The organism is Actinoplanes subglobosus (assembly GCF_042650585.1).
GTDB classification, from domain to species: Bacteria; Actinomycetota; Actinomycetes; order Mycobacteriales; family Micromonosporaceae; genus Actinoplanes; species Actinoplanes subglobosus.
Genome location: NZ_JBHSBL010000025.1, coordinates 1 through 23991, shown reverse-complemented (window position 1 = coordinate 23991; position 23991 = coordinate 1). Strand labels below are relative to the sequence as shown.

The following is a 23991-nucleotide window of genomic DNA, read 5'->3' as shown; positions in this document are numbered from 1 at the left end:
CGAATGGCTTGACCTTGCCCTTGGGGCAGGGTCGAGCATCGTCGGTGTCGGCCGGGTGGCCGGCACGAGGACACGGGGACGGGAGACGCGGTGCGTGAGCTGTTGACGATCGGTGTCTTCGCCCGGGCGGCCCGGCTGTCGCCGAAGGCACTGCGACTCTACGACGAGCTGGGTCTGCTGCGACCGGCCGAGGTCGACGTGGCCTCGGGCTACCGGCTCTACGCTCCGGAGCAGCTCGACCAGGCCCGTCTGATCGCCTGGCTGCGCCGGCTCGGCATGCCGCTGGAGCGGATCCGGCAGATCTGCGAGCTGCCCGCTCCCGAGCAGGCGGCCCAGATCGGCACCTACTGGGACCAGGTGCTCGCCGAGACCGCCGAGCGGGGCCGCCTCGCCACCTTCCTCGTCGACTATCTCTCCGGGAGGGGCAGCGCGATGGGCACACTGGGGATCCGTTATGCGGCACGGTCCGAGACCGGCCTGATACGTGACAGCAACGAGGACACCGCCTACGCGGGCCCCCGTCTGATGGCGGTGGCCGACGGGATGCGCGGACCCGGCGGCGACCGGGCGAGCGCCGCCGCGGTCGACGCGCTGAGGGCACTGGAGACGGTGACGGTCCCGGCCGGTGACCTGCTCGGAGCGCTGGCCGAGGCGGTGCGGGTGGCGTCCCGGTCGGTCGGCGAGATCGACGGCGAGGCCGCCACGACGCTGACCGCCCTCTACTGGTCCGGCTCACAGTTGGCGCTCGCGCACATCGGCGACACCCGCGCCTACCGCCTGCGTGACGGTGAGCTGAGCCTGATCACCGTCGACCACACACATGTCCGGTCGCTGGTGGCCGAGGGCCGCCTGACCGAGGCCGAGGCCGCCGTTCACCCACAGCGGTCGTTGCTGGTCAAAGCCCTGACCGGGGCGGGCGACGAAACCCCCGATCTGTCCCTGCACGAGGCAGCCGCCGGCGATCGCTACCTGCTCTGCTCGGACGGCCTGGCCACGACGGTCCCGGAGCCGGAGTTGCGTTCCGCCCTGGCTGCCGCCGGTGACCCGCATCAGGTTCTCGACGAGTTGTTCGCCCGTGCCTACCGGGCCGGCGCCCACGACAACGTCGCCGCGGTGGTCGCCGACGTGGTTGCCGAGTGAGGGCGGCCCTCACCGACCGCCGTCCGCTCGCCGTTCCCGCGTTCCGCCGCTGGTGGGTCGCGTCCCTGGTGATCGCAGTCGGCGGCTCGTTCAGTGTGGTTGCCGTCCCGGCTCAGCTGTATGCGAAGACAGGTTCGTCGGCGGCACTCGGTGGATCCGCGGTGCTGTCGTTCGCCGGCCTGGTGATCGGGGCGCTGACCGCCGGCGCCCTGGCCGACCGCTGGGACCGGCGGCTGGTTCTGCTGGTGGCGCAGGCAGGTCTCGCCGCCACCTATGCGGGTTTGTGGGCGCTGGCGCTTCTCGACGGTCCACTGCCGCTGCTGCTGGCCCTGGTGACCTGCCAGGGCCTGACCTTCGCGGCGATCTCCACCACCGCGGGCGCGGTCCTGCCCCGTCTGCTGCCCCCGGAGCTGCTGGCCGCCGCCAACAGCCTGAACTCCCTGGTCCGCTACGGCGGCTGGATCCTCGGCCCGATGCTGGGTGGCCTGCTCATTCCGGTGGCCGGTCTGAGCACCCTCTACCTCTGCGACGCGGTCACGCTGCTGGCCGTCCTCTGGGCGGTCGTCCGATTGCCCGAAATGCCACCACCAGCGCCGTCGTCTGCGGAGGGAGTGGGTTCGCGGCGGCCCAGCGGTCTCCGTGACGGGTTGCGGCATCTTCGGACGAGCCGGATGCTGACGGCCGTTCTGCTGGTGGACCTGGCCGCGATGGTTCTCGGCATGCCCGTGGTGCTCTTCCCGGAGCTGGCCGCGCACACCTACGGCGACCCGTCCGGTGGCGGACCGGTGCTGGGCCTGTTCCATGCCGCCTACCCGGCGGGCGTGATCCTGGCAGGGCTCTTCTCCGGCACGTTCACCCGGGTCCGCCGCCCCGGCCGGACGATGGCTGCCGCCGCGATCGCCTGGGGCGGCACCGTGGTCGTCCTGGGCTTGACGGCTCACCTCTGGGTGGCGCTGGCCGCCCTGGTGCTCGGCGGCACAGTCAATTTCGTGCTCAGCACCCACCGCAACGCGATCACCCAGGCGCACACCGACGATGCCCTGCGCGGCCGGGTTCAGGGCCTGCTCACCGTGGTCCTGACCGGCGGCCCGCAGCTGGCGAACCTGCTGCACGGGGCCGCCGGCACCGTTGCCGGCCCACGTCCGGCGATCATCGTGGGCGGCCTGCTCACGATGATCGCCGTGATCGCCACCGTCCGCGCGGTGCCAGAGTTCACCGCGGTGCCGGAGCTCAGCGCGGTGCCGGAGCTCAGCGCGGTGCGGCAGTCAGCGGAGGGGGCCGACCGCGGCCTCGATCGACGCGCGGAGGGCCGGGCCGGCGACGACCGCACGGGCCTGTTCCAGGACCGGGGCCAGGAACAGGTCCGGGCCGGGCTCACCAGCGAAGGGGCCGATCGCGGCCAAGGCGGCCCGCCCGGCGGCGGACGGTGTCAGCGGGGCGCGTAGTTGCAGCCCACGGACGGCGGAGAGCAGTTCGACAGCGAGGAGGCTGGTGAGGTTGTCCAGGACGGTCCGCAGTTTCTTGGCGGCGGCCCAGCCCATCGACACGTGGTCCTCCTGCATGCCGCTGGTCGGCAGCGAGTCCACCGAGGCCGGCGACGCGAGCCGGCGGTTCTCGGCGACGATTCCCGCGGCGGTGTATTGGGCGATCATCAACCCCGAGTTGACGCCGGCGTCCGGTGAGAGGAAAGGAGGCAGTTCCCGGGAGCGGGTGACGTCGAGAAGCCGGTCGACCCGGCGTTCGGCGATGGCACCGACCTCGGCGGCCGCGATGGCCAGGAAATCGGCGGCGAAACCGAGCGGCGCCCCGTGGAAGTTGCCGGTCGACTCGACCCGCCCGTCCGTCAGCACGACCGGGTTGTCCACCACCGACACGAGTTCCCGCCCGCTCGTCGTGATGACGAAATCGAGGGTGTCCCGGGCCGCGCCGGCGACCTGCGGGGCACACCGCATGGAGTATGCGTCCTGTACCGCGTGTGCCAGGTCGTCCCGGTGCGAGTCCATGATCGCCGAGCCCTGGAGCAGCCGGTGGATGTTCGCGGCCGACGCCGCCTGGCCCGGGTGCGGCCGGATGTCGTGCAGCTCGGGCAGGAAGGGCCGGTCCGAGCCGAGCATCGCCTCGATCGCCAGGGCCGCCGTCACGTCGGCCATGGTGAAGAGGTGGCGGGCGTCGGCGATCGCCAGCAGCAGCATGCCGAGCATGCCGTCGGTGCCGTTGATCAGCGCCAGCCCCTCTTTGGCGGCCAGGTCGAGCGGGCGGAGACCGGCCCCGCGCAGCGCCTCGGCCCCGGCGATGCGGATGCCGTCCTTGCCGAGCACCCAGCCCTCACCGAGCAGCACGAGCGCGCAGTGGGCGAGCGGAGCCAGATCGCCGGAGGCGCCGAGCGATCCGTGTTCCGGGACCCACGGCGTGATGTCGTGGTTGAGCAGGTCGACGAGGCCCTGGGCGAGGACCGGCCGGACCCCGGAACGACCGAGTGCCAGCGACCGCACCCGCAGCAGCATCATCGCCCGGACCACCTCGCGGGGCATGGGCGCGCCGATGCCGGCGGCGTGCGAGCGGATCAGCGCGTGCTGCAGTTCGGCACGCCGGGCCGGCTCGATGGAGGTGCTGGCCAGGGCACCGAACCCGGTGGACACACCGTAGACGGGCCGTCCGGACGCCTCGATGCCGTCGACGATGGCCCGGCTCGCGGCCATCGCCTCGACGGCCGCGGGGGAGATCTCGACATGGACGGCACCACTGTGCCCGCCGAGCCCGGCAGCGGAATCGCCGAGCCCGGCGGCGGAGATGCCGTGGCCGGCGGCGGAGATGCCGTGATCGGCGGTGGGGATGCCCTGGCCGGCGGTGGAAACGCCGTTGGTGGGGCCGCCGGTGCCGTTGCTGGGGCCGCCGTGGTCGGCGGTGGGGGAGATGGAGGCGCCCGAGCGGGCGACGGCGACGACGTCGGCCGCGGAGACGCCGGTGGATTGGACGGTGACGATCATTGAAGCACCCCGTTGTGCAGGACGGAACGGATCAGGGGGACACCGGGCCGGTAGGCCAGGTGCAGGTGGGAGGGCGCGTCGAGGACGATCAGGTCGGCGCGGGCGCCGATCGTGATCCGGCCGACGTCGTCGCGGCGCAGCGCGTGCGCGCCACCGGCGGTCGCCGCCCATACCGCCTCGGCCGGTGTCATCCGCATCTCGCGGACGGCGAGGGCGATGCAGAACGGCATGGACGAGGTGTAGGACGACCCCGGGTTGCAGTCAGTGGCCAGGGCGACGGTGATTCCGGCGTCGAGGAGCCGCCGAGCGTCCGGGTAGGGCGACCGCGTGGAGAACTCGGCGCCCGGCAGCAGCGTGGCGACCGTGGTGGAGTGCCCACCCTCGGCGCACATGCAGTCCATCGCGGTGGAGGCGAGCGCGTCGATGTCGGCGTCGTCGAGGTGGGTGCAGTGGTCGACGCTGGCGGCGCCCATCTCGACGGCGAGCCGCACCCCGGGGCCGGGGCCGAGCTGGTTGCCGTGCACCCGCAAGCCCAGTCCGGCGGCCTGACCGGCGGCGAGGATCGTGCGGGCCTGGTCCTCGTCGAAGGCGCCGCGTTCACAGAACACGTCGATCCATCGGGCGTGCGGCCGGGCGGCGGCCAGCATCGGGCCGGTGACCATGGCGACGTACTTCCACGGGTCGTCCGCGTACTCGGCCGGCACCACGTGCGCCCCGAGGAAGGTGGTCTCGCTGGTCAGTTCGGCGGCGATCCGCAGCGAGCGGGCCTCGTCCTCGACGTTCAGCCCGTAACCGCTCTTGATCTCGACGGTGGTGGTGCCCTGACGGCGCATCTCGGTGACCAGGCGGGTGGTGTTGCAGCGCAGGGTCGCGTCCGACGCGGCGCGGGTCGCGCCGACGGTGGTGCGGATGCCGCCGCCGGTGTAGGGCTCACCGGCCATCCGGGCGGCGAACTCGGGTGCACGATCCCCGGCGAAGACCAGGTGAGCGTGGCTGTCGACGAAACCGGGCAGTACCGCGGCGCCGTCCACGTCGATGGCCGTGTCGGCGGCCGGGGCCCGGGAAGCCGGCCCGATCCAGGCGATCCGGTCGCCCTCGGTCACGACCGCCATGTCGCGGGCCAGCCCGAGCCGCCGGTCCATGTTGGTGACCAGCTCACCGATGTTGGTGACGAGCACACTCACGACAGCACCGCCGCCAGCTCGCGGGGGACGTCGACGAGGGTGTGCGTCCCGTCGGCGACGATCCGCCGGCCGCCGGAGATCACGTGCGTGACGTCCGCGGCGGTGGCGGCGAGGATCGCCTGGTCGGGACGGGCGCCGGTGGTCCGTACGGTGGAGAGGGAGATCGCCACCAGATCGGCCCGCATGCCCGGAGCGATGGTGCCCGCATCGTCCCAGCCGAGGGCCGCATGAGCCGCCGCCGCCCCGACGAGCGCGGTGGCCGGGAAATGGCCGCGGCTTTCGCTGGCCAGGCGTTCGTTCATCTCCAGGCCGCGGATCTCCTCGAACGGGTCGATCACGGCGTGACTGTCGCTGCCCAGGCTGAGCGGCACGTGCGCGTCGGCGAGCCGCCGGGCCGGGCCGATGCCGTCGGCCAGGTCACGTTCGGTCGTGGGGCAGAGACAGACTCCGGTGCCGCTGTCGCCGAGCAGCTTCACGTCACCGTCGGTGAGGTGGGTGGCGTGGACGGCGGTGGTTCCCGGCCCGAGGATGCCGTGCCGGGCGAGCAGTTCGGTGGGGGTGCAGCCGTGCACGGCCCGGCACTGTTCGTTCTCGGCCCGCTGTTCGGAGAGGTGCACGTGCAGTGGCGCGCGGCCGGCGAGCGTGGCCAGCTGGTCGGCGGGCACCGCCCGTACCGAATGGATGGCGGCCCCGATCAGCGAGTGCGGCCCGCCGCGGAGCCCGGCCACCCGCGACGCCCACGCCGCGGCATCGCCGTCACCGAAACGTTTCTGCACACCGTCCAGGGGCGTGCCGTCGACACCACCGGTGAGGTAGAGGGTGTCGAGCAGGGTGATCCGGATGCCGGCCTCGTCGGCGGCCTGGATGAGGGCCGCGCCCATCGCGTTCGGGTCGTCGTAACGGACTCCGCCGGGTGCGTGGTGCAGGTAATGGAACTCGCCGACGCAGGTGATCCCGGCCAGCGCCATTTCGGCGTAAACGGCCCGGGCCAGCGCCAGATAGCCATCCGGGTCGAGGGTGGCCGCGACGGCGTACATCTGCTCCCGCCACGTCCAGAAACTGCCCCGTCCGCTGTGCGTGCGGCCGCGCAGCACCCGGTGGAAGGCGTGCGAGTGCGCGTTCGCGAGACCGGGCAGCACGAGACCGGGCAGCGGTTCGCCCTCGGCCGGCGACCCGGGCGTGACCGCGGTGAACCGGCCGTTCTCGATCTCGATCCGCACGTCCTCGGCCACACCGTCCCCTATCCAGGCGTGCCGTGCGTGGAAAAGAGTTCTCATGAGAGGTCCTCCAGCACCCGGGCCAGGGCCTCGATACCGGCTTCGCAGTCGGCGTCGGAGGCGTGCTCAGCGGGGGAGTGCGAGACACCGGTCGGGTTGCGGACGAAGAGCATCGCCGTCGGCACGTGCGCCGACAGCACCCCGGCGTCGTGGCCGGCGCCGGTCGGCAGGATCGGCGCGTCGTCGAGCAGTGCGCTCAAGCGGGCGGCCAGCGCTGTGTCGAAGGCCACTTCCGCGGTCACCGACTCCGGGGTGACCGACAGTGCGGTCCCGTCCCGGCCGGCCCGCTCGGTCGCCTTCTTCACCACCGACTCGACGAGCTGGTCGAGGGTGGCCGTGTCGGCGGCGCGCGCGTCGAGCCACCCGCGGACCAGCGACGGGATCGCGTTCGTCGCGTTCGGTTCGACCTGGACCCGGCCGACGGTGGCGTGCGCCCCGGACAGGCGGGCCTCCTTGTTGGCGGCGAGCACGGTGAAGGCGAAGGTCAGCATCGGATCGTGCCGGTCGGTCATCCGCGTGGTGCCCGCGTGATCGCCGACCCCCGCGAAATCCATCCGCCAGCGGCCGTGCGGCCAGATCGCGCTACCCACACCGACCGGCGTCCGCAGCGCGATGCCCTGCTCGATGTGCAACTCCACGACGGCGGCGATGTTCGCGATCTGCTCGATCCGCCCGACCGGCCGGGCGCCGAGCGCCTCCTCGAAGGAGATGCCGTCACGGTCGGTCAGGGCGGCGGCACGAGAGGGGTCCATGACCCCGGTCAGAAGCCTCGACCCCAGGCACGGTACGCCGAAACGACCGCCTTCCTCCTCGACGAAGGCAGCGACGCCGATCTTCCGATCCTTCGGCACCGCGTCCACGGCGAGGAAGGCGCTCACGATCCCGAGCGGGCCGTCATAGCCGCCCCCGTGTGGCACGGAGTCGAAATGCGATCCGGTCAGCACCGTGCCCGGCGCCCACGGTTCACCACGCCACGCGAAGAGGTTCCCGTTCCCGTCCTCGGTGACCGTCATGTCCCGCTGGGCGGCCTGCCCCCGGAACCAGTCACGCAACGTCAGCTCCGGCTCGGTCAGGGCGAACCGCAGATAGCCACCGCTGTCCGCACGCCCGATCGGCGCGATCTCCGCCCAGAGCTGGGAGAACCGGCTCATGCCGCCACCTCCGCTTCGCTCCGGCGTCGCCATGAGTCACAGGCGTTGCTGCCTGATCCGCTCGCGAGCTCGCTCATCGGTTCATCGGGATCTGCACGCCACCGGCCGAGTGCGACTCGTATCCGGCGTCCACATGCCGCAGCACACCCATCGCCGGGTCGTTGGTCAGGACCCGCTCGATCTTCTGCCCGGCCAGCGCGGTCCCGTCGGCCACGCACACCTGCCCGGCGTGGATGCTGCGCCCGATCCCCACCCCACCGCCATGGTGAATAGACACCCAGCTCGCCCCGGAGGCGGTGTTGACCAGCGCGTTCAGCAGCGGCCAGTCGGCGATCGCGTCGGAGCCGTCGAGCATCGCCTCGGTCTCCCGATAGGGCGACGCCACCGAACCGGCATCCAGGTGGTCACGGCCGATCACGATCGGCGCGCTCACCTCGCCGCGCGCGACCATGTCGTTGAACCGGACACCGGCCCTGTCCCGCTCGCCGTAACCCAGCCAGCAGATCCGCGACGGCAGCCCCTGGAAGGCGACCCGCTCCCCGGCCATCCGGATCCACCGGGCCAGCGGGTCGTTGTCCGGGAACAGGTCGAGCACGGCCCGGTCGGTGGCGGCGATGTCGGCCGGGTCACCGGAGAGCGCCGCCCACCGGAACGGGCCCTTGCCCTCGGCGAACAGCGGCCGGATGTACGCGGGCACGAAACCGGGGAAGTCGAAGGCCCGTTCGTACCCCGCGAGTTTCGCCTCACCGCGGATCGAGTTGCCGTAGTCGAACACCTCGGCCCCGGCGTCCTGGAAACCGACCATCGCCTCGACCTGCCGGGCCATGCTCACGCGGGACCGGTCGGTGAACTCCTCCGGCTTGGTCCGCGCGTACTCGGCCATGTCCGCCAGCTCGACGCCGATCGGCAGATAGCTGAGCGGGTCGTGGGCGCTGGTCTGGTCGGTGACGATGTCGATCGCGACACCGCGGCGCAGCAGTTCGGGGAAGACCTCGGCGGCGTTGCCGACGACACCGATGGAGATCGCCGATCGATCCGCCTTCGCCGCCAGGGCCCGGGAGACCGCCTCGTCGAGGTCGGAGGCGATCACGTCCAGATAGCGGGTGTCGACACGCCGCTGGAGCCGGGTCCGGTCCACGTCGACGATCAGGCAGACGCCACCGTTCATGGTGACGGCGAGCGGCTGCGCGCCGCCCATGCCGCCACAGCCGCCGGTCAGCGTCAGCGTCCCGGCCAGGTCGCCGCCGTACTTCTTGGCGGCCACCGCGGCGAAGGTCTCGTAGGTGCCCTGGAGGATTCCCTGCGTGCCGATGTAGATCCACGAGCCGGCGGTCATCTGGCCGTACATGGTCAGGCCCAGCTGCTCCAGCCGGCGGAACTCCGGCCACGTCGCCCAGTCGCCGACCAGGTTCGAGTTCGCGATCAGCACCCGCGGCGCCCACTCGTGCGTGCGCAGCACGCCGACCGGCTTGCCGGACTGCACGAGAAGCGTCTCGTCACCCTTCAGCTCGTCGAGCTCACGCACGATCGCGTGGAACGACGGCCAGTCCCGCGCGGCCTTACCGGTCCCGCCGTAGACCACCAGATCCTGCGGCCTTTCGGCCACCTCCGGGTCGAGGTTGTTCATCAGCATCCGCTTGGCGGCCTCTTGCGGCCAGCCCTTCGCGGTGTACGCCGTACCGCGCGGCGCCCGGATCTCGGACATCCTCGTCTCCTCCCACACGCTTTACGCGAGAAAAATGTGCCGTCGGGCGGCGGTGGCCTCGAACTCCTCGAGCCGCTGCTGCACCGGCTCCGGAGCCGCGTCGCACATCGCCTGCAACAGCACCATGGCCATCGCCATCGGGCCGGTGTGCAGGTCGAAGACGAGTTGCGTGCCCACCGCGGCGGGCAGCACCACGTCAGCGTGCTCGGCCACCGGGCTGACCGCCGAGTCGGTGATCGCGACCACCGACAGCCCGGCCGCCCGTGCCTCGCGGACGGCCTCCACCGACTCACGCGGATAGCGGGGGAGCACGATGGCCAGCATCGCACCGGCGCCGTCCGCGCGGGCCTGATCGAGCCGGTCCAGCAGGCTGGTCCCGCCGCCGTCGAGCACCCGCACGCCCGGGAAGACCTTGGCCGCGAAATATCCGAAGTACGCCGCCAGAGGGGCCGCGGCCCGCAGGCCCAGCACCGGCAGGGGGCGGCTCCCGATCAGGAGGGCGGCCGCTCTGCGTACATCCTCGGGGTCGTGCAGTTGCTCCTCCAGACGCCGCAGGTGCTCGGTCTCCGCCTGCACCGCACGCTGCATCGCGTTGCGTGCCGCCGGCTCGGCCGGCGCGTCCGCGGTGAGATCCCGCAGCTCCCGTCGCAACGCGGGGTAACCGGAGTAGCCCAGTGCCATCGCGAACCGGGTCACCGACGGCTGACTGACCCCGGCCAGGTCGGCGACCTCGGCGGCGGACAGGTAGGCCGCCTTCGCCGCATGCTCGACGAGGCTGTGCGCGATGCGCCGCTGAGTGGGGGTGAGGCGCGCGCCCTGAAAGAGATCCAGGACCCGCCCGGCCGTTCTGACCGCTCCGTCATTCACTCACGCAGCTTATGCATAAAATCTTTCAGAAGACCAGTCCTCGTGTCCGTTTCAACGCCCGGCCGCCTTCGCAGAGAACGGTGTAATCCGGACGGAACGCGATCCGCGTCCGTTCCTCGGCGATCTCGGCGAACGCCCGCACGTCCGGTCCTGCGCCCGATCGAGCGTCACCCGCGCCGGACCCACACCACACCCCGCTCGCCACCGTGCCGGGCAGATCCGTAACCCGGTCACCGGACACGGCGCAACTGTATCGACCGTTGGCGATTCAGCTGCGGGTCAGCGGGGCTGTGGCAGGCTTGCGGACATGCGGATCACCTCGCTTCACACCTACCCGGTCAAGGGCTGTCACCGCCTTGACCACGACGAAGCCGTCGTCGAGCCGTGGGGCCTGGCCGCCGACCGCCGCTGGATGATCGTCGACCCCGACGGCGTCGGCATCACCCAGCGCGAGACCCCCGCACTCACCCAGTTGACCGCCCGGCCCCGCCCCGGCGGCCTGCACCTCAGCGCCCCGGGCAGGCCCGACATCGACGTTCCCGAGCCGGCCGACGGGTCCAAGATCCAGGTCCGGATCTTCCGCAACAAGCCACCCGTGCCCGCCCGCCTCGCCGACACCACCTGGGTCAGCGCGTTCCTCGGCCGCGATGCCCGCCTGGTCTGGCAGGCCGACCCCACCACCCGCGCCGTGGCCGGAGCCGCCCAGCCCGATGACCGCGTCAACCTCGCCGACGGCTACCCCGTCCTCCTCGCCAACACCGCCTCACTCGACGCCGTCAACGACTGGCTCGTCGAGGGCGGCGACGATCCCGTCCCCATGCACCGCTTCCGCCCCAATCTCGTCCTCACCGGCGCGCCCGCCTGGGCCGAGGACGATTGGATCGGCCACCGCCTGCGCATCGGCGACCTCACCTTCCGCGTCGCGGAAGCCTGCGCCCGATGCCGTGTCACCACCATCGACCAGGAAACCGGCGAAACCGGCCGCCAGCCCCTGCATGTCCTCGGCCGCCACCGCCGCATCGGCGACGGCCTCCTTTTCGCCGTCAACCTCATCCCGGACCTCACCGCCGGCCAGACCGGCCTTGTCCGAGTGGGTGACCAGGTCACCGTCGCGAGTGAGTCAGCCTTAGGAGAGTCTTAGAAGATTTGCCCCCACCCCCGCCGGGCGACCAGGATGCCAGGTCGTGAGTGCTCATCGATCCCGCTTCAGTGCACGATGGCTCGCCGCCGGCGGCGCCGCCGTCCTCGCCGGCATCCTCGGCGTCGCCATGCTCCTGCACGACAGCGGAGCGGCCTGTGCCGCCCCGCCGGGCACCACGCAGAAATCCGGGAAGGCAACGTTCTACGACCTCGCCGGCACCTCGGGGAACTGTTCCTTCGAGGTTCCCGCCGACGACCTCTACGTCGCTCTGGGGCCCTCGGAATACTCCGCCGGTGCGTCCTGCGGTGCCTACCTCGACGTCACCGGCCCCAAGGGGAAGGTCCGCGTCAAGGTCTTCGACTCCTGCCCCGAGTGCCCCGCCGGCCACATCGACCTGAGTCGTACCGCGTTCAAGAAGATCGGCAACGAGATCGACGGCATCATCCCGATCAAGTACAAGCTGGTGACGAACCCCTCCACGCCCGCCGGGATCAGCGTGCGGATCAAGGAGGGCGCCTCCCAGTACTGGTTTGCGGCCCGCATCGACAACCACGCGAACCTGCTCTCCTCGGTCAAGGTCGCGAGCGGCGGCGGCAGCTTCAAGTCGGCGCACCGCACCGACTTCAACTACTGGCTGATCGACGCCGGGGCGGGCTCCGGACCCTTCAAGATCAAAATCACCGATGTGTACGGCAACACGGCCACCGTCACAGGCATCAAGATGTCCCCCGGCGCCGTCCAGAAGACGAGCACCCGCATCACCGGCGGTTCCACGACGGTCGCGAGCGCCGAGAAGGCCACCACCCCCACCGCAAAGGCCACGACCTCAGCCGCCGCGAAGTCCGCGAAGTCGCCGTCCCCCTCCACGTCGGCCTCCACCGCGGCGCCGCTGCTGGAGTCCACCACCGCGGCTCCCGGCGCCGAGCCCGCCACCGCTACCCAGCCCTTGGTCGACCTGGCCGCCCAGCCAGTCGCCGTCGGCTGCTGACCGGCAACCCTCGAGCTGCTGCCGGCCACAACGTGAGGTAGCCGCTTATGGGGCTAGGCAACTGCTTACAGGGCCCAGGCAGCTGCTTACGGGCCCAGGCAGCTGCTGGCGGGGCAAGGCAGCTGCTGGCGGGGCTAGGCAGCTGCTGGCGGGGCTAGGCAGCTGCTGGCGGGGCTAGGCAGCTAGCTGCTTACGGGCGTCTGCCAGGCGGTACCCGAGCAACTGCTGACCGGTACGCGAAGCGGCCCGGCGATAGAGTCCGGGCCGCTTTTTCTGGGTGCGGAAGAGGGGACTTGAACCCCCACGCCCTCTCGGGCACGGGTACCTAAAACCCGCGCGTATGCCTATTTCGCCACTTCCGCCCGATTTGCCGGTTCAGGCAATGCGTTGTGATGAGTGTAATCGGTCCGATGTCTCTCCGGCGCACCGCTCGTGGCTGATCTGGCCGCTGCGGTGCTCAACTTGGCCTCTCGGAGGATGTTCTCCACCGTGGATGGGGAGACCGCGATCGGCAGCAATGGTCGTGCCCGGAGCACCCCGGCGACCTTGCGTGCACCCGGGTCCAGGTTCGCCACCGCGACACCCGGGTCGAGGTTCGCCACCGCGACACCCGGGTCGAGGTTCGCCACCGCGAACGTGACTGTCTCGTCGCGTGTCTCTGCCGGAATACGCCGCCGTCGAGGTGCCGTGGCCAGTGTCCCGGTGGTCTCCCATCGCCGGAGCGTTGTACACATAGCTGGGGTGGCAGCCGAGAGCGCGTGCGGCATCGACGACGGACATGTCTTCCGACCGGCCTGGCGGATCACCGCGGTCCGGTCCTCGTCCGTCGACCTGCAAGGCCAGAGGCCGCTCGTTCCGGGTGCCGCCGATGCCGCACTGGGCGCAGAGATATGGCCGGCCGATCTCCTCTGATGCCCGGCGCGGCATGGTCGGGGCCTGCCGTTTCGCCTCGGGTGGGCGGCGACGGCCTCCGTCGACATGTCACGGGCTTACTTGGCACAGGACATGGTGCGCAGTCTTCAGGAGCGACCGTCGATGGAACGTGCACGGCGGCCGCCTTGCGGGTTGGTACCGCATGACGGCCGCCGTGAGTCCGGGTTCCGCTTGCCGGGGAAGGTTCGTCTTCACCATCGGCCGGGGCTGCCCGGAGTTAGGGCTTTTCCGCCGACATTTCGGCCGGCGGGACGGGTGGGTCAGTCGAGGCCGAGGTCGCGGCGCAACTTGGCGACGTGGCCGGTGGCCTTGACGTTGTAGAGGGCTCGTTCGATCACGCCGTTCTCGTCGATGACGAAGGTGGACCGGATGACGCCGGTGACGGTCTTGCCGTACAGCTGCTTCTCGCCGAAGGCGCCGTAAGCGGTGAGGATGCTCTTGTCCTCGTCGCTGACGAGCGGGAACGTGATGGCGTCGTGCTCGCGGAACTTGGCGAGTTTGGCCGGCTTGTCGGGGGAGATCCCGACTACCTCGTATCCGGCGGCCTGGAGCGAGGCGAGGTTGTCGCGAAAATCGCAGGCCTGCTTGGTGCAGCCGGGCGTCATGGCGGCCGGGTAGGCGTACAGCACGACCTTGCGCCCGCGCAGGTCCTTGAGGGACAGGCTGTCGCCGGTGTCGGTGGGGAGGGTGAAGTCGGGCGCGGCGTCGCCGGCGCTGAGACGCACGTTGTCTGTCATGGAACCGACGATAGTGGGGATCACAGTGGGATCCGTTGTGCGCTCCACAAGTCACGGGCGGCGGTGAGATCGCGGGGCCATTCCTCACCGCGGCGGGTGAAGGTGCGTTCGCTGATCTCGTAGTCGCCGACGAGGCGGTGGAATTCGTCGAGGACGTCGGCTTCGAGGAACGGTTTGCACGAGAAGATGTTCACGAAGATCTCGCGCAGGTGCGGGTACGTGTGGATGGCCGCGTGTGATTCGGCGAGGATGACGACGGCGGATTTCCCGGCTTTCTCGGGTGTGCCGGTCTCGGTGCCGACGAGCGGGCCGGCGATGACCGTCATGCCGATACGCTCGACCAGGTCACGCATGAAGCCGGTGAGGGCCGCGTCGTCGTCGAGGAGCCGGATCTCGGTGATGCCGGAGAGCCGGAGGGTGAGTTCGTCACCGTAATGGTCGAGCATCGTTCCTCCTCAAACATTGCCGTAACTGAACGTTAGCAATTGTTCACGCCCCGTGTCCGTAATGGTTCATGCCAATAATCGAGCCCCGTGGATTCCGTTTCGCGAGCCATTCGGAAGCTGGTTTTCTGGCGATCCGAATGTCGTTCGGGAACGGAAACGGCGGCGTTCCGCAAGGGGTTCTGCGCTTCGAGTGACAGCCTTCGCGAGAATTTCAGCCGTCCGGGATGGCATCGGCCCGCCGGGCGTGAGTACGCTGCGCGGCACAAGCGTCGAGAGTGGAGATCAGCGCTATGAGCGAGGCTACGGACGGCACGACCCCGGCGGGCACCACCACGGTTTCCAGCGAGGTCGTCGAGAAGATCACGGTCGCGGCGGCGAAGGCCGTGCCGGGTGTGGCGGAGCTGGGCGGTGACGTGGCCCGCTTCTTCAACAGCGTTCTCGACAAGGTCGGCCTGGACCAGGTCGGCGACGGGAGCCGTGGCGTGACGGCGAAGGTGACCGGCAGCGACGTGACGGTGAATGTGGTGCTGGTGCTGGAGGCCGGCCGGGTGGTGGCCGAGGTGACCGCGGCGGTCCAGCAGGCGGTGACCGCGGCCCTCCAGGGTTACGGTCTCAACGTCCTGGCCGTCAACGTCAACGTCGACGACATCGCCGGAGTCTGACCGCCAGCAGAGGCATCCCGGCCGGGCAGCGCGATCGGCCGGGACGGCGGGCCGGGAAACGCGATCGGCCGGGACGGCGGGCCGGGCAGCGCGATCGGCCGGGACGGCGGGCCGGGCAGCGCGATCGGCCGGGACGGCGGGCCGGGCAGCGCGATCGGCCGGGACGGCGGGCCGGGAAACGCGATCGGCCGGGAAACCGGGGAGTCAGGCGGGCACCGGCGCCGGGACCGCGGCGCGCAGGCGGAGGACGCCGGTGAGGGCCAGGCCGGCGCCCACGCCGATGGCGCACGCCACGGCGGCCCGCGGGAACCACCCGGGCCCGGCCGACGGGACGACGGACGCGAAGAACACATCGGCGCTGCCGAACCCGGCGAACGCGGCCAGGATGAAACCGGACAGCGTCAGGTAGAACGGCGGGCTCCGCCACACGGCCGCACCGGCGAGGAGCCCGGCCAGGATCGGTACGGGCGCCCAGCCCCCACCGTCCAGGGCGGTCGTCACCACGTACCCCCAGGTGGTCAAACCCCCGATGAGCGCGAGCGTCCCCGCGGACCTCGGCCACCGACGGGCGAGGAGGGCGACGGTGAGGCCCAGCAGGGCCGAGCCGAGCCACCAGGCCCAGGCCGCCGGGGGTGGCTCGTAGTCGAGAGTGCCCTGGACGTCGAAGGTGCGGACCTGGTCGCGCAGCGGCACCGCCCACTCGCGCAGGCGGTGCGGCTGGTCGAGGGCGAGAGCCGGGGGAGCGGCCTCCATCCACCGGGTGCGCTGGTCGTGCCAGCGGACGGTGGTGTCGCCGGAGACGCGGCGCCAGACGGGTGGCGAGGTGGGGTCGGCGGTGGCCGGGATCGGGGTCTCGCCGCCGAGCGTCTGGTTGACGTAGGTGGCCGGCGAGTTGACGTTCTCGTAGGTGCCGTCGGGGCGTACCTCGAGGTACGGCTCGCGGGAGTAGCCGAGGACCTCGATGGTGCGGCCGCTGGTGTTGCTGAGTTCGAGTCGTGCGCCGCCCTCGACCACGCGGACGGTGAGGCCGTCGACGGGTGCGCTGAGCCCGGTGACGGTGACCCGGTAGTCGCTGACCGACGTGGCGTCGCCGGCGTGGGCGGATGCGGGGGTGGCCGGCACGAGGATCGCGCCGGCCACCGCCAGGATCGTGCTGAGGAGTCGTCTCACCCGGCTGCCTTGGTGATGGCTTCGGTGAGCACCTCGGTCGAGGGGCTGTCGATCTGCTGCCCGGCGACGAGGACCGTCGGCGTGCTGGTGTAGCCCCGTTTCGAGAACGTCTCGGTCGCCTTGGTCGCCCACGTCTTGTAGGTTCCCTCGTTCACCGCGGTCGTGAAAGTGTCGCTGGTCACGCCGACCGACGCGGCCAGCTCGATGATCTTCTCGTTGCTGAGGCCGGTGGTGTTCTCCTCGGGCCGGTTGGCGTAGAGCACGTCGTGCACCTCGGTGAATTTGCCCTCCTGTGCGGCGGCGGCGGACGCCGCGGCGGCACGCGTGGAGTACTCGGTGCCCTTGGAGAGTTCGTCGAGGATCGCCACCGGGTGGAACCGCAGGGTGATCTTGCCGGCCTCGGCGAGCTGCCGGAGGGCCGGCGCGCTGGTGGTCTCGAAGTTGCCGCAGGCCGGGCAGAGGAAGTCCTCGTAGACGTCGACGACGACCGGGCCGGTGCCGACGGCGAACGCGGTGCCCTCGTCGACGGCGACGCTCGGGGTGACCAGCGTGCCGGTGTCCTTCTCCTGCCCGCTCAGTGTGGTCCAGCCGATCATGCCGGCGACGAAGAGGACCAGGACCACGGCGATCGAGGTCCAGAGCGTCACGGTCCGCCGGCGCTCGGCCGCCCGCTGGTCGGCGACGATCTGCCGCGCCTTGGCGGCACGATTCTTACCGCTGCTCATCGTTCCCCCAGGAGGATGCCGTCGAGTGAGTACTTGGTCCGGGGCCGCCATACCAGGAGCCCGGAGAGTGCCAGGAACGCCGCGTCGCGCAGGAAGTCGGCGCCGTACGCCGTGCTCTCACCCTGACCCAGCTCACCACCAGTGCTGAAGCAGCCGCAGTCGATCCGCAGCCCGCGCGCCCACGCCGAGGCGATGCCGGCGATGAAGACCACCATGAGCAGTGCCGAGATGGCGGCGGTGAGCCGGGTCGACAGACCGATCAGCAGCAGCAGGCCGAGAGCGATCTCCAGGAACGGCTGGACGGCACCGACCACCTTGGCCGTGTCGTAGGACATCACCTGGTAGGCGTTGACGGCCCGGGCGGAGGCGGCGAGGTCACCGACCTTGAGGCCGCCGGCGATCAGCCAGACCGCGGCGAGACCGATCCGCGCCGCCGTGCCGATCCACGGCCAGGCAGCCGGCAATCGGGTCTGCCGTGAGATTTCCATGGTCACCTAGGTTGGTCGGAGTCCGTTCCGCTTCGGTTCCCGAGCATGGTGATCCGCAGCATCTTCACAGGGGAAGAGGCAAAGGTCCTAACTTGCCCTGGCTTGCGCCACCGCGTCCATGAGCTCGTCACGAGCGCGGGCGACCCGGGAGCGGATGGTGCCGACCGGAACGGACTCGACCTCGGCAGCCTCCGCGTATGACAAACCGAGCACCTGGGTCAGAAGAAACGCGGTCCGCCGGTCCTCGCTCAGCCGGTTGAGCAGGTCGCTGCTGCTGAGCCGGTGCGCCGGGTCGGGCACCGGGGACTCGGTGACGGCCTGGGCCGCGAGCCGGGCGTCGAGCCGGCGGCGGCGCACCACCGTGCGCAGATGATCGGCGCAGGCCCGGCGGGCGATGCCGAGCAGCCAGGTGCGGACGCTGGAGCGGCCCTCGAACGTGTCGAGGGCGCGGAAGGCCCGTAGGAACGTCTCCTGGGTGAGGTCGTCGGCCGCGCCCGGATCGACCAGCGCGGCGGTGAAACGCCAGATCTCGGCCTGGGTGGCACGAACGAACGCGGCCTGCGCCGCCCGGTCGCCGTCGCGGGCGGCCAGGGCCAGCGCGGTGGTCTCGTCCGATTCTCCGTCACCTGCCGTCACGAGGCGTCATGGTACGCGCTCCGGCAGCGCGAGTGACGATCTGGAACCATGCAGGGATGCCAGTCAAGACCGTGTACCGACGCCGGGTGACAACTGCGCTGGTAGGGCTGTTGATCGGACTTTTCGGATCTCTCCTCGGGGCGGCTCCGGCGAGCGCGCACGCCGCCCTGGTGGGCAGTGACCCGGCCGCCAACTCCGTGGTCCCGGACGCGCCCAACCGGGTGACGCTGAAGTTCAGCGAGTCGGTCCAGCTGATCGCCGGCAAGATCCGGGTGCTCGCGCCCGACGGCTCCCGCGCCGACCAGGGCGATCCGACGGTCAACGGCACCGAGGTGACGATCCCGCTGCGTTCAGGTGGTGAGCGCGGGACGTACCTGGTCAGCTACCGCGTGACCTCGGCCGACAGCCACCCGGTGGCGGGCACGATCACCTATTCGGTGGGCGCGGCCTCCACGCCTCCGGCGGACGGCGGCGAGTCCGACGTCACCGTCGATCCGCTGGTCAAGGCCCTGATCCCGGTCGGCAAATATCTGGGGTACGCCGGACTGGTGCTCCTGGTCGGCCCGGTGCTCGTCCTGGCCCTGCTGTGGCCGCACCGGCTGGACCGGCGTGGCCCCGGCCGGCTGATCTGGACCGGTATCGGCCTGGTCGCCGGCAGCACCCTGCTGGCCATCTGGCTGCAGGCGCCCTACACGTTGGGCACCGGCCTGTTCGACGTCACCGTGAGTGACATCCGGGATGTTCTCGGCACCACCTTCGGCGCGGTCATGCTGGTGCGTCTCGGCGTTGTGGTGGCGGCGGCCTTCCTGTTGCGGCCGCTGCTGGTCGGACCCGGCGGCGGCGAGTCGCGGATCGACCTGGCGCTGCTCGGCGTGCTCGGCGTGGCAGCCCTCGCGACCTGGCCGTTGACCGGTCACCCGACGGCCTCGCCGGTGGCCGGGGTGTCGGTGGTGATCGATGCACTGCACCTGGGCGCGATGGCCGTCTGGGTGGGTGGCCTGGTGATGCTCTTCGGGTTCCTGCTGCCCCGGGCGACCGGCCGTGAGCTCGGCGCGATCCTGCCGATCTGGTCACGCTGGGCGATGACCGCTGTGGGTGTGCTGGTCTTCGCCGGCGTGGTGCAGGCGCTGATCGAGGTGTCCGACTTCGACGGCCTGATCAACAGCACCTACGGGCGGATGATCCTCGCCAAGATCGGCCTGGCCGCACTGGTGATCGGTGTCGCGGCCTTCTCCCGCAAGCTGGTGAGCAAGCGCGCCGAGGACGACTCGCCGGGCCCGTTGCGCCGGATCGTCCTGGCCGAGCTGGCGATCATCGCGGTGATCCTCGGCGTGACGTCTTTCCTGGTCCAGGAGCCGCCGCCGCGCACCGTGCAGGCCGCCGAGACCGGCCCGGCCAGCACCACGATCGCGCAGACGCTCACCTCGAAGGACATGTCGCTCCAGGTCAGCATCTACCCGGCGGCGGTCGGCAACAACTCGATCCATCTGTACGCGTACACGCCCGACAGCAAGCCGTTGCCGGTCGTGGAGTGGAAGGCCACGGCGTCGCTCCCGGCCAAGGGCATCGAGGCGATCGAGATCCCGCTGCTGCGGATCACCGACTTCCACGCCATCGGTGACATCGGGCTGCCGCAGGCGGGCGAGTGGACGTTCAAGTTCACCGCACGGACGAGCGAGATCGACCAGAGCACCCTGACGATGACGGCCACGATCTCCTGACGTCGCACGCTCGGCGAGGCCCGGCCCCTGCGGGGGTTCGGGCCTCGTTTCACATCTATCGGGGAACGCGTGCCGATTTGACCACTTTGGGGTTATTTGCGTCTGTATGGTGCGCGAGGTAGGGCCCGGGAAGGGGGAGAGAAGATGCGGGTGTTCCGCACGATCCTCGGCATGGTGTTACTCACCATCGGACTGCCCACACTGCTGGGCGGCGGTGGACTGTGGGCGGTCATGCAGCATCGCGATCCCGGCGGCGCGTTCAGTGGCGAGCTTCAGCGGCTCACCGTCCCCGGATACGCCGTCGTCATCCCCGACATCGACCGGCTCCTGCGCGACGACGCGCCGTTCGCCCGCATCGGCGACACCCAGCTGAGGCTCTCCGCGGCCACCGTCGACGGGCGGGCCTTCCTCGGCCTCGCCCCCTCCGACGAGGTGGCCCGCTACCTGGCCGGCGTCCCGTACAGCCAGGTCGACGGCATCGACATCGGCACCGGGGTCCTGCCGCTCACCACCTCCCGCGTCGGTGGCCGTCGCGGGCCCGCCGGAGCTCCCAGCCAGCAGGGATTCTGGACCACCAGTGGGTCCGGCCAGATCAGCCTCACGCCCGGTCGGCTCACCGACCGGCCGTACAGCCTGGTCCTGATGAACCCCGGTGGAGCGCCCGTCCTCCGCATCGCCGCCGTCGCCGAGGTCCGCCCCGGCTGGCTCAACTCCAGCACCTGGGGCCTGCTCACCCTCGGCACCCTCCTGCTGATGGCCGGCATGATCATCCTGGTCTGGCCGACCCGGCGGCGCGAGGTCGTCTACATCGTCGAACCCAGCCAGGTCCCCGAACTCATGCACGCCATCGGTGCCCCCCTGCCCCTCCCCGGCGGCGTCGCCTGGTTCTCCGGGACCCGCACCGGCGGCGCCCACCGCCCCCGCACCCTCGCCGACACCCGTCCCCGCCCGCCGGCGCTCCCGCAGTTCGCCTGGCCCCCGAACGCCCCCGTCACGCTCACTCCCGAACTCACCGCCGGCGACCCGGTCACCCTTTCGACCGCAACCCTCGACCCCACCCCCCGGGGTACGGCCACCGCCGACCCGGACGACGACCTCTCCGGCCCGGGCTACCCGCCGTCCCGAACGCTCACCGGCACACTCGCCGGCCCGGCCGTCCCGCTCACCACCGCTTCCCGTTCCGCTCCCGCCGGGACGCCCCGCTCCGCCGCGGCGCCGGGCGGCGTGGCCGGTCCTGACACGGTTCCCACGGGTTCCGGGCCAGCCGGTTCCGCCCTTGCCGGCACGGGGTCTGCTGGTCTTGGTCTTGCCGGCTCCGGCTCCGGCTCCGGGTCTGCGGGCTCCGCACTCGCGGGCTCCGGCGCGGTCGGATCGGCTCGCTCCGGCTCGGGAGCGGCTGGTTCGGCCGGTCTTCCCGTCGGAGCCCGGACCCCGGCTCCCGGCCAGCCCCTGAGCATGCTCGGCGAGACCCCCGCGCCGGCCGGTCTCCAGGCCGGTCAGGTACCCGTCCGCCGTGGCGACCGTCGCCCGCAGACCGCTGCCGAACCGCCCCAGTTCCAGGCGACGGCGGTCGGCGCCTGGGTGGCCGCGACCGCCCCGGAACGCGCCCGCCAGACCGAGGCCCGCGCCGCCGCCCGACTGGCCGAGGCGGCCCGCCGCAACGCCGGCAAGTTCGCCCCCACCCAGCCCGGAAGCCGCAACATGCCGGCCAACGTCCGCATCCCGATCGCCGCCCCCCGGCGCGACAACGGCGACCTTCCCGCGCAGTCCGGCGTCCCGGACCCGAAGAGTGCGCCCACCCAGCCGGCACCCGCCGAACAGGCGGCGAAGGCGTCCACCGCCGTCGAGGCATCCACAGCAACGGTCGATGGATCGGTGACGGCCGACGGGACTTCTGCCGAGGCGCCTGTTCCGGGTTCCCAGGTTCCGGCGGCGGCTGTTGTGGCGGATGCCGACGGGTCCGCGAGGGCCGGCGAGGCGTTCGAAGCGACCCCGGCGGCTGCGGAGGCGACCGTCGAACCGGCGACAGCGGACTCCGGGCGCGCCCGGACGGAAGACCAGGGCGAGTCGCCGAACGCGGCCGGTGGCAAGGAGACCACTGATCACCCGGCTCATGGCGCGTCGCCCAGGGTGACCCGGATCGCCGTCCACACCGGCCCGGCGGCCACCGACTGGATGGCGACCGGTATCACCCGCATCGGCCCGGCCCCGGCACCCCGCCCGGCCCCGCGTCCCTCCCCGAAGCCGGTTCCCGCCGGAGGACGCCCGTCGGCGCCGTCCGCTGCGGCACCGTCGACTCCGGCGCCGTCCGCTGCCGCACTGTCGGCTCCGGCGCCGTCCGCTGCGGCGCCGTCGGCTCCGGCATCGTCGGCTCCGGCTCCGGCTCCGGCACCGTCCGCTCCGGCGACGACGGGCCGGGCTGCGACGGGTACCGGGGTCGTTCCGCAGAAGAAGTCCGGGCCCGGGACCTCCCGGAACGCCCCGAGCGACCGGAAGACCGCTGGTTCGCCCCCGGAATGGCCGCCACGTGGCGAGCGTGCCGCCGAGAAGTCCGCGAAGGCGACCGGCGACACCACGGCGAAGATCGTCGGCACGCAGGCGAGGCCGTCCGGCACCGCATCACCGAAGACGATCGAACAGGTCGCTCCCTCACCGGAACGCCCATCCGGGCAGCCGAGCGGACCGGCCGAGGAAACCGCGACGCTCGTTGAGCCCGAGGTGAAGGCAACCACGACCGTCGCCGCGACCGCGGTGGAGACCCCGGTGCCGGCGGATCCGGCCAAGGAACCCATCGTCCCGATTCCGGCTCGTTCGGCGTCGTCCGTTCCGGCCGGTGACCCGGCGACGAAGGACGGCGAGAAGACCGGTGCCGGCCGCGCGTCGATCCACTCGATGGAAGCCGCGATCCCGGCTCTCGATGACGCGACTCCGGCTGAGACGATTTCTGCAGATAAGACCGATTCGGCTCCGGACCTGGTGGCCGCGGTTCCCATGTCACCACAGATGCTCGCGGAACCCGGTGAGCCCCGGCGGTCGATGCACGAGGTGGAGGCACAGGGCCTGGCCACCCTGCCGCAGAAGCCTGCCCCGGTCCCCACCCGATCGACCCCGGCGCCCGGTCGTCCGGCGAAGACCGCAGCCGTCGAACCAGCGAGCCCCCGGCCGGCCGAGCGACCGGGTGCACAGGCGGAGGGCGCCGACCCCGCGGCCGTGACGGGGGCCACGAGTGCCGGGGGCAAGGCGGACAAAGGCGCCGGCCGGGCCCGGAAGACCGTCGGTGCCAAGGGCGGCACGGACAACCTGATGGCCCGGGCGCAGGGAAGGGCCGGCGGCAAGCCGGTTCCGGCCCGGCCCGCGCCCGCGGCCCGCCGCGCCCCGGCCGCCTGGATCAAGGCCGCCGAGTCGATGGCCGCACGGGCCGGCCAGGCAGGTCAGACGGACCAGACCGGCCAGACGGACCAGACCGGCCAGACGGACCAGACGGACCAGACGGACCAGACCGGCCAGACCGGTGACGCGACCATCCCGAAAGCGGACCTGGCGGCCGACGCCGCGACCCGGCCCCTGAGCTACCGGGAGGAAGCCGCCGAGCTGCTGGCCGCTGCCAAGGGCACCGAACGGCGCCGACGTCGCACGGTCGATGGCCGCAGCCGCCCGAAGTCCGACCCGCCGCCCGGCGACACAGCGGCTCCCAAGCCGTAGCGACAGAAGGGCATCACGACAGAGGCGCAGCAGAACGGGCCGTCCCGCAGGGGCGGCCCGTTCGCATTGCGGCCAGAAGCGAGACAATGCGGTCAGGAAGTGGCCGCAAAGGTCGATAGCGTCACCGGCATGACAGTCCTCACCACGCGTGTGTTGAATCGGACCTACCTGCGGCGCCAGCTGCTCGCCGAGCGACACCCGCGCCCCGCCGCCGAGATCGTCGGGCATCTGGTGGCGGTTCAGGGACAGGAGTCGGATTCGCCGTACCTCGGCTTGTGGGCGCGGTCCTCGACGTTCGAGATCGAGGAGTTGACCGGCCGGTCAAGCCCCT

The 23991-nt window shown here is 71.5% G+C and carries 18 protein-coding genes, 1 tRNA gene and 2 pseudogenes; 8 read left to right on the top strand and 13 right to left on the bottom strand.

Going from position 1 to position 23991, the window contains the following annotated elements; all coding sequences use genetic code 11:
• The first annotated feature begins 90 nt into the window (after window positions 1-90).
• Together ACFO0C_RS37465 and ACFO0C_RS37460 are read left to right on the top strand one after the other, a co-directional pair.
• Entirely contained in the window at window positions 91-1140 is a 1050-nt protein-coding gene (locus ACFO0C_RS37465; RefSeq protein WP_378071540.1) for a MerR family transcriptional regulator, read from the top strand.
• Window positions 1137-2348: pseudogene (locus tag ACFO0C_RS37460) on the top strand (MFS transporter); the annotation flags it as partial. The gene ACFO0C_RS37465 and the pseudogene ACFO0C_RS37460, both read left to right, overlap by 4 nt.
• A gap of 57 nt (window positions 2349-2405) precedes the next feature.
• Here ACFO0C_RS37460 and hutH read toward each other — a convergent pair.
• From hutH to ACFO0C_RS37430, 6 genes are all read right to left on the bottom strand, one after another.
• Window positions 2406-4127: a histidine ammonia-lyase gene (hutH, locus tag ACFO0C_RS37455; RefSeq protein ID WP_378071539.1), complete on the bottom strand. Its 1722-nt coding sequence runs from the start codon at window positions 4125-4127 to the stop codon at window positions 2406-2408.
• Window positions 4124-5269, bottom strand: a complete 1146-nt coding sequence (gene hutI / locus ACFO0C_RS37450) for an imidazolonepropionase (RefSeq protein WP_378071703.1) — start codon at window positions 5267-5269, stop codon at window positions 4124-4126. Before hutI ends, hutH begins: the two co-directional genes overlap by 4 nt.
• Before the next feature lie 38 nt (window positions 5270-5307).
• On the bottom strand, window positions 5308-6588 hold the full coding sequence (locus ACFO0C_RS37445) for a formimidoylglutamate deiminase (RefSeq protein WP_378071538.1): 1281 nt from the start codon (window positions 6586-6588) through the stop codon (window positions 5308-5310).
• Window positions 6585-7739 (bottom strand): allantoate amidohydrolase, encoded by a 1155-nt coding sequence (locus tag ACFO0C_RS37440; protein ID WP_378071537.1) that lies wholly within the window; start codon window positions 7737-7739, stop codon window positions 6585-6587. Before ACFO0C_RS37440 ends, ACFO0C_RS37445 begins: the two co-directional genes overlap by 4 nt.
• 73 nt (window positions 7740-7812) lie before the next feature.
• On the bottom strand, window positions 7813-9444 hold the full coding sequence (hutU, locus tag ACFO0C_RS37435) for a urocanate hydratase (RefSeq protein WP_378071536.1): 1632 nt from the start codon (window positions 9442-9444) through the stop codon (window positions 7813-7815).
• Window positions 9445-9465: 21 nt separating this feature from the next.
• Window positions 9466-10311 carry a MurR/RpiR family transcriptional regulator gene (locus ACFO0C_RS37430; protein WP_378071535.1) on the bottom strand — a complete coding sequence of 282 codons (846 nt, stop codon included), beginning with the start codon at window positions 10309-10311 and terminating at the stop codon, window positions 9466-9468.
• Window positions 10312-10618: 307 nt separating this feature from the next.
• Here ACFO0C_RS37430 and ACFO0C_RS37425 point away from each other — a divergent pair, with 307 nt between their 5' ends.
• Window positions 10619-11452 (top strand): MOSC domain-containing protein, encoded by an 834-nt coding sequence (locus ACFO0C_RS37425; protein ID WP_378071534.1) that lies wholly within the window; start codon window positions 10619-10621, stop codon window positions 11450-11452.
• Window positions 11453-11495: 43 nt separating this feature from the next.
• Window positions 11496-12440, top strand: coding sequence for an expansin EXLX1 family cellulose-binding protein (locus ACFO0C_RS37420; RefSeq protein ID WP_378071533.1), 945 nt, complete (start codon window positions 11496-11498; stop codon window positions 12438-12440).
• A 278-nt stretch (window positions 12441-12718) separates the two neighbouring features.
• Here ACFO0C_RS37420 and ACFO0C_RS37415 read toward each other — a convergent pair.
• The 3 genes from ACFO0C_RS37415 to ACFO0C_RS37405 all read right to left on the bottom strand — a co-directional run bounded on the left by ACFO0C_RS37415 (window position 12719) and on the right by ACFO0C_RS37405 (window position 14556).
• A tRNA-Leu gene (locus ACFO0C_RS37415) sits at window positions 12719-12802 on the bottom strand.
• 831 nt (window positions 12803-13633) lie between these two features.
• A complete protein-coding gene (bcp, locus tag ACFO0C_RS37410) occupies window positions 13634-14110 on the bottom strand; it encodes a thioredoxin-dependent thiol peroxidase (protein WP_378071532.1) in 477 nt (158 codons plus the stop codon).
• A 20-nt stretch (window positions 14111-14130) separates the two neighbouring features.
• Window positions 14131-14556 (bottom strand): S-adenosylmethionine decarboxylase family protein, encoded by a 426-nt coding sequence (locus ACFO0C_RS37405; protein WP_378071531.1) that lies wholly within the window; start codon window positions 14554-14556, stop codon window positions 14131-14133.
• A 290-nt stretch (window positions 14557-14846) separates the two neighbouring features.
• On the opposite strand from ACFO0C_RS37405, the gene ACFO0C_RS37400 reads away from it, so the two are divergent.
• A complete protein-coding gene (locus ACFO0C_RS37400) occupies window positions 14847-15218 on the top strand; it encodes an Asp23/Gls24 family envelope stress response protein (RefSeq protein ID WP_378071530.1) in 372 nt (123 codons plus the stop codon).
• Window positions 15219-15422: 204 nt separating this feature from the next.
• Here the strand turns inward: ACFO0C_RS37400 and ACFO0C_RS37395 are convergent, their stop codons facing one another.
• From ACFO0C_RS37395 to ACFO0C_RS37380, 4 genes are all read right to left on the bottom strand, one after another.
• Entirely contained in the window at window positions 15423-16388 is a 966-nt protein-coding gene (locus ACFO0C_RS37395) for a hypothetical protein (protein ID WP_378071529.1), read from the bottom strand.
• Window positions 16385-17113, bottom strand: a complete 729-nt coding sequence (locus ACFO0C_RS37390) for a DsbA family protein (protein ID WP_378071528.1) — start codon at window positions 17111-17113, stop codon at window positions 16385-16387. The genes ACFO0C_RS37395 and ACFO0C_RS37390 overlap by 4 nt, the downstream gene beginning before the upstream one ends.
• A complete protein-coding gene (locus ACFO0C_RS37385; protein ID WP_378071527.1) occupies window positions 17110-17601 on the bottom strand; it encodes a MauE/DoxX family redox-associated membrane protein in 492 nt (163 codons plus the stop codon). Before ACFO0C_RS37385 ends, ACFO0C_RS37390 begins: the two co-directional genes overlap by 4 nt.
• Window positions 17602-17688: 87 nt before the next feature.
• The gene (locus tag ACFO0C_RS37380) at window positions 17689-18237 is read right to left on the bottom strand and encodes a sigma-70 family RNA polymerase sigma factor (protein ID WP_378071526.1); all 549 of its coding nucleotides are present in this window, start codon (window positions 18235-18237) and stop codon (window positions 17689-17691) included.
• A 56-nt stretch (window positions 18238-18293) separates the two neighbouring features.
• Here ACFO0C_RS37380 and ACFO0C_RS37375 point away from each other — a divergent pair, with 56 nt between their 5' ends.
• The 3 genes and pseudogenes from ACFO0C_RS37375 to ACFO0C_RS37365 form a co-directional block, all read left to right on the top strand.
• Window positions 18294-19958 (top strand): copper resistance CopC/CopD family protein, encoded by a 1665-nt coding sequence (locus ACFO0C_RS37375; protein ID WP_378071525.1) that lies wholly within the window; start codon window positions 18294-18296, stop codon window positions 19956-19958.
• A 144-nt stretch (window positions 19959-20102) separates the two neighbouring features.
• The gene (locus tag ACFO0C_RS37370; protein WP_378071524.1) at window positions 20103-23660 is read left to right on the top strand and encodes a hypothetical protein; all 3558 of its coding nucleotides are present in this window, start codon (window positions 20103-20105) and stop codon (window positions 23658-23660) included.
• Between the two features lie 129 nt (window positions 23661-23789).
• Window positions 23790-23991: pseudogene (locus ACFO0C_RS37365) on the top strand (winged helix DNA-binding domain-containing protein); the annotation flags it as partial.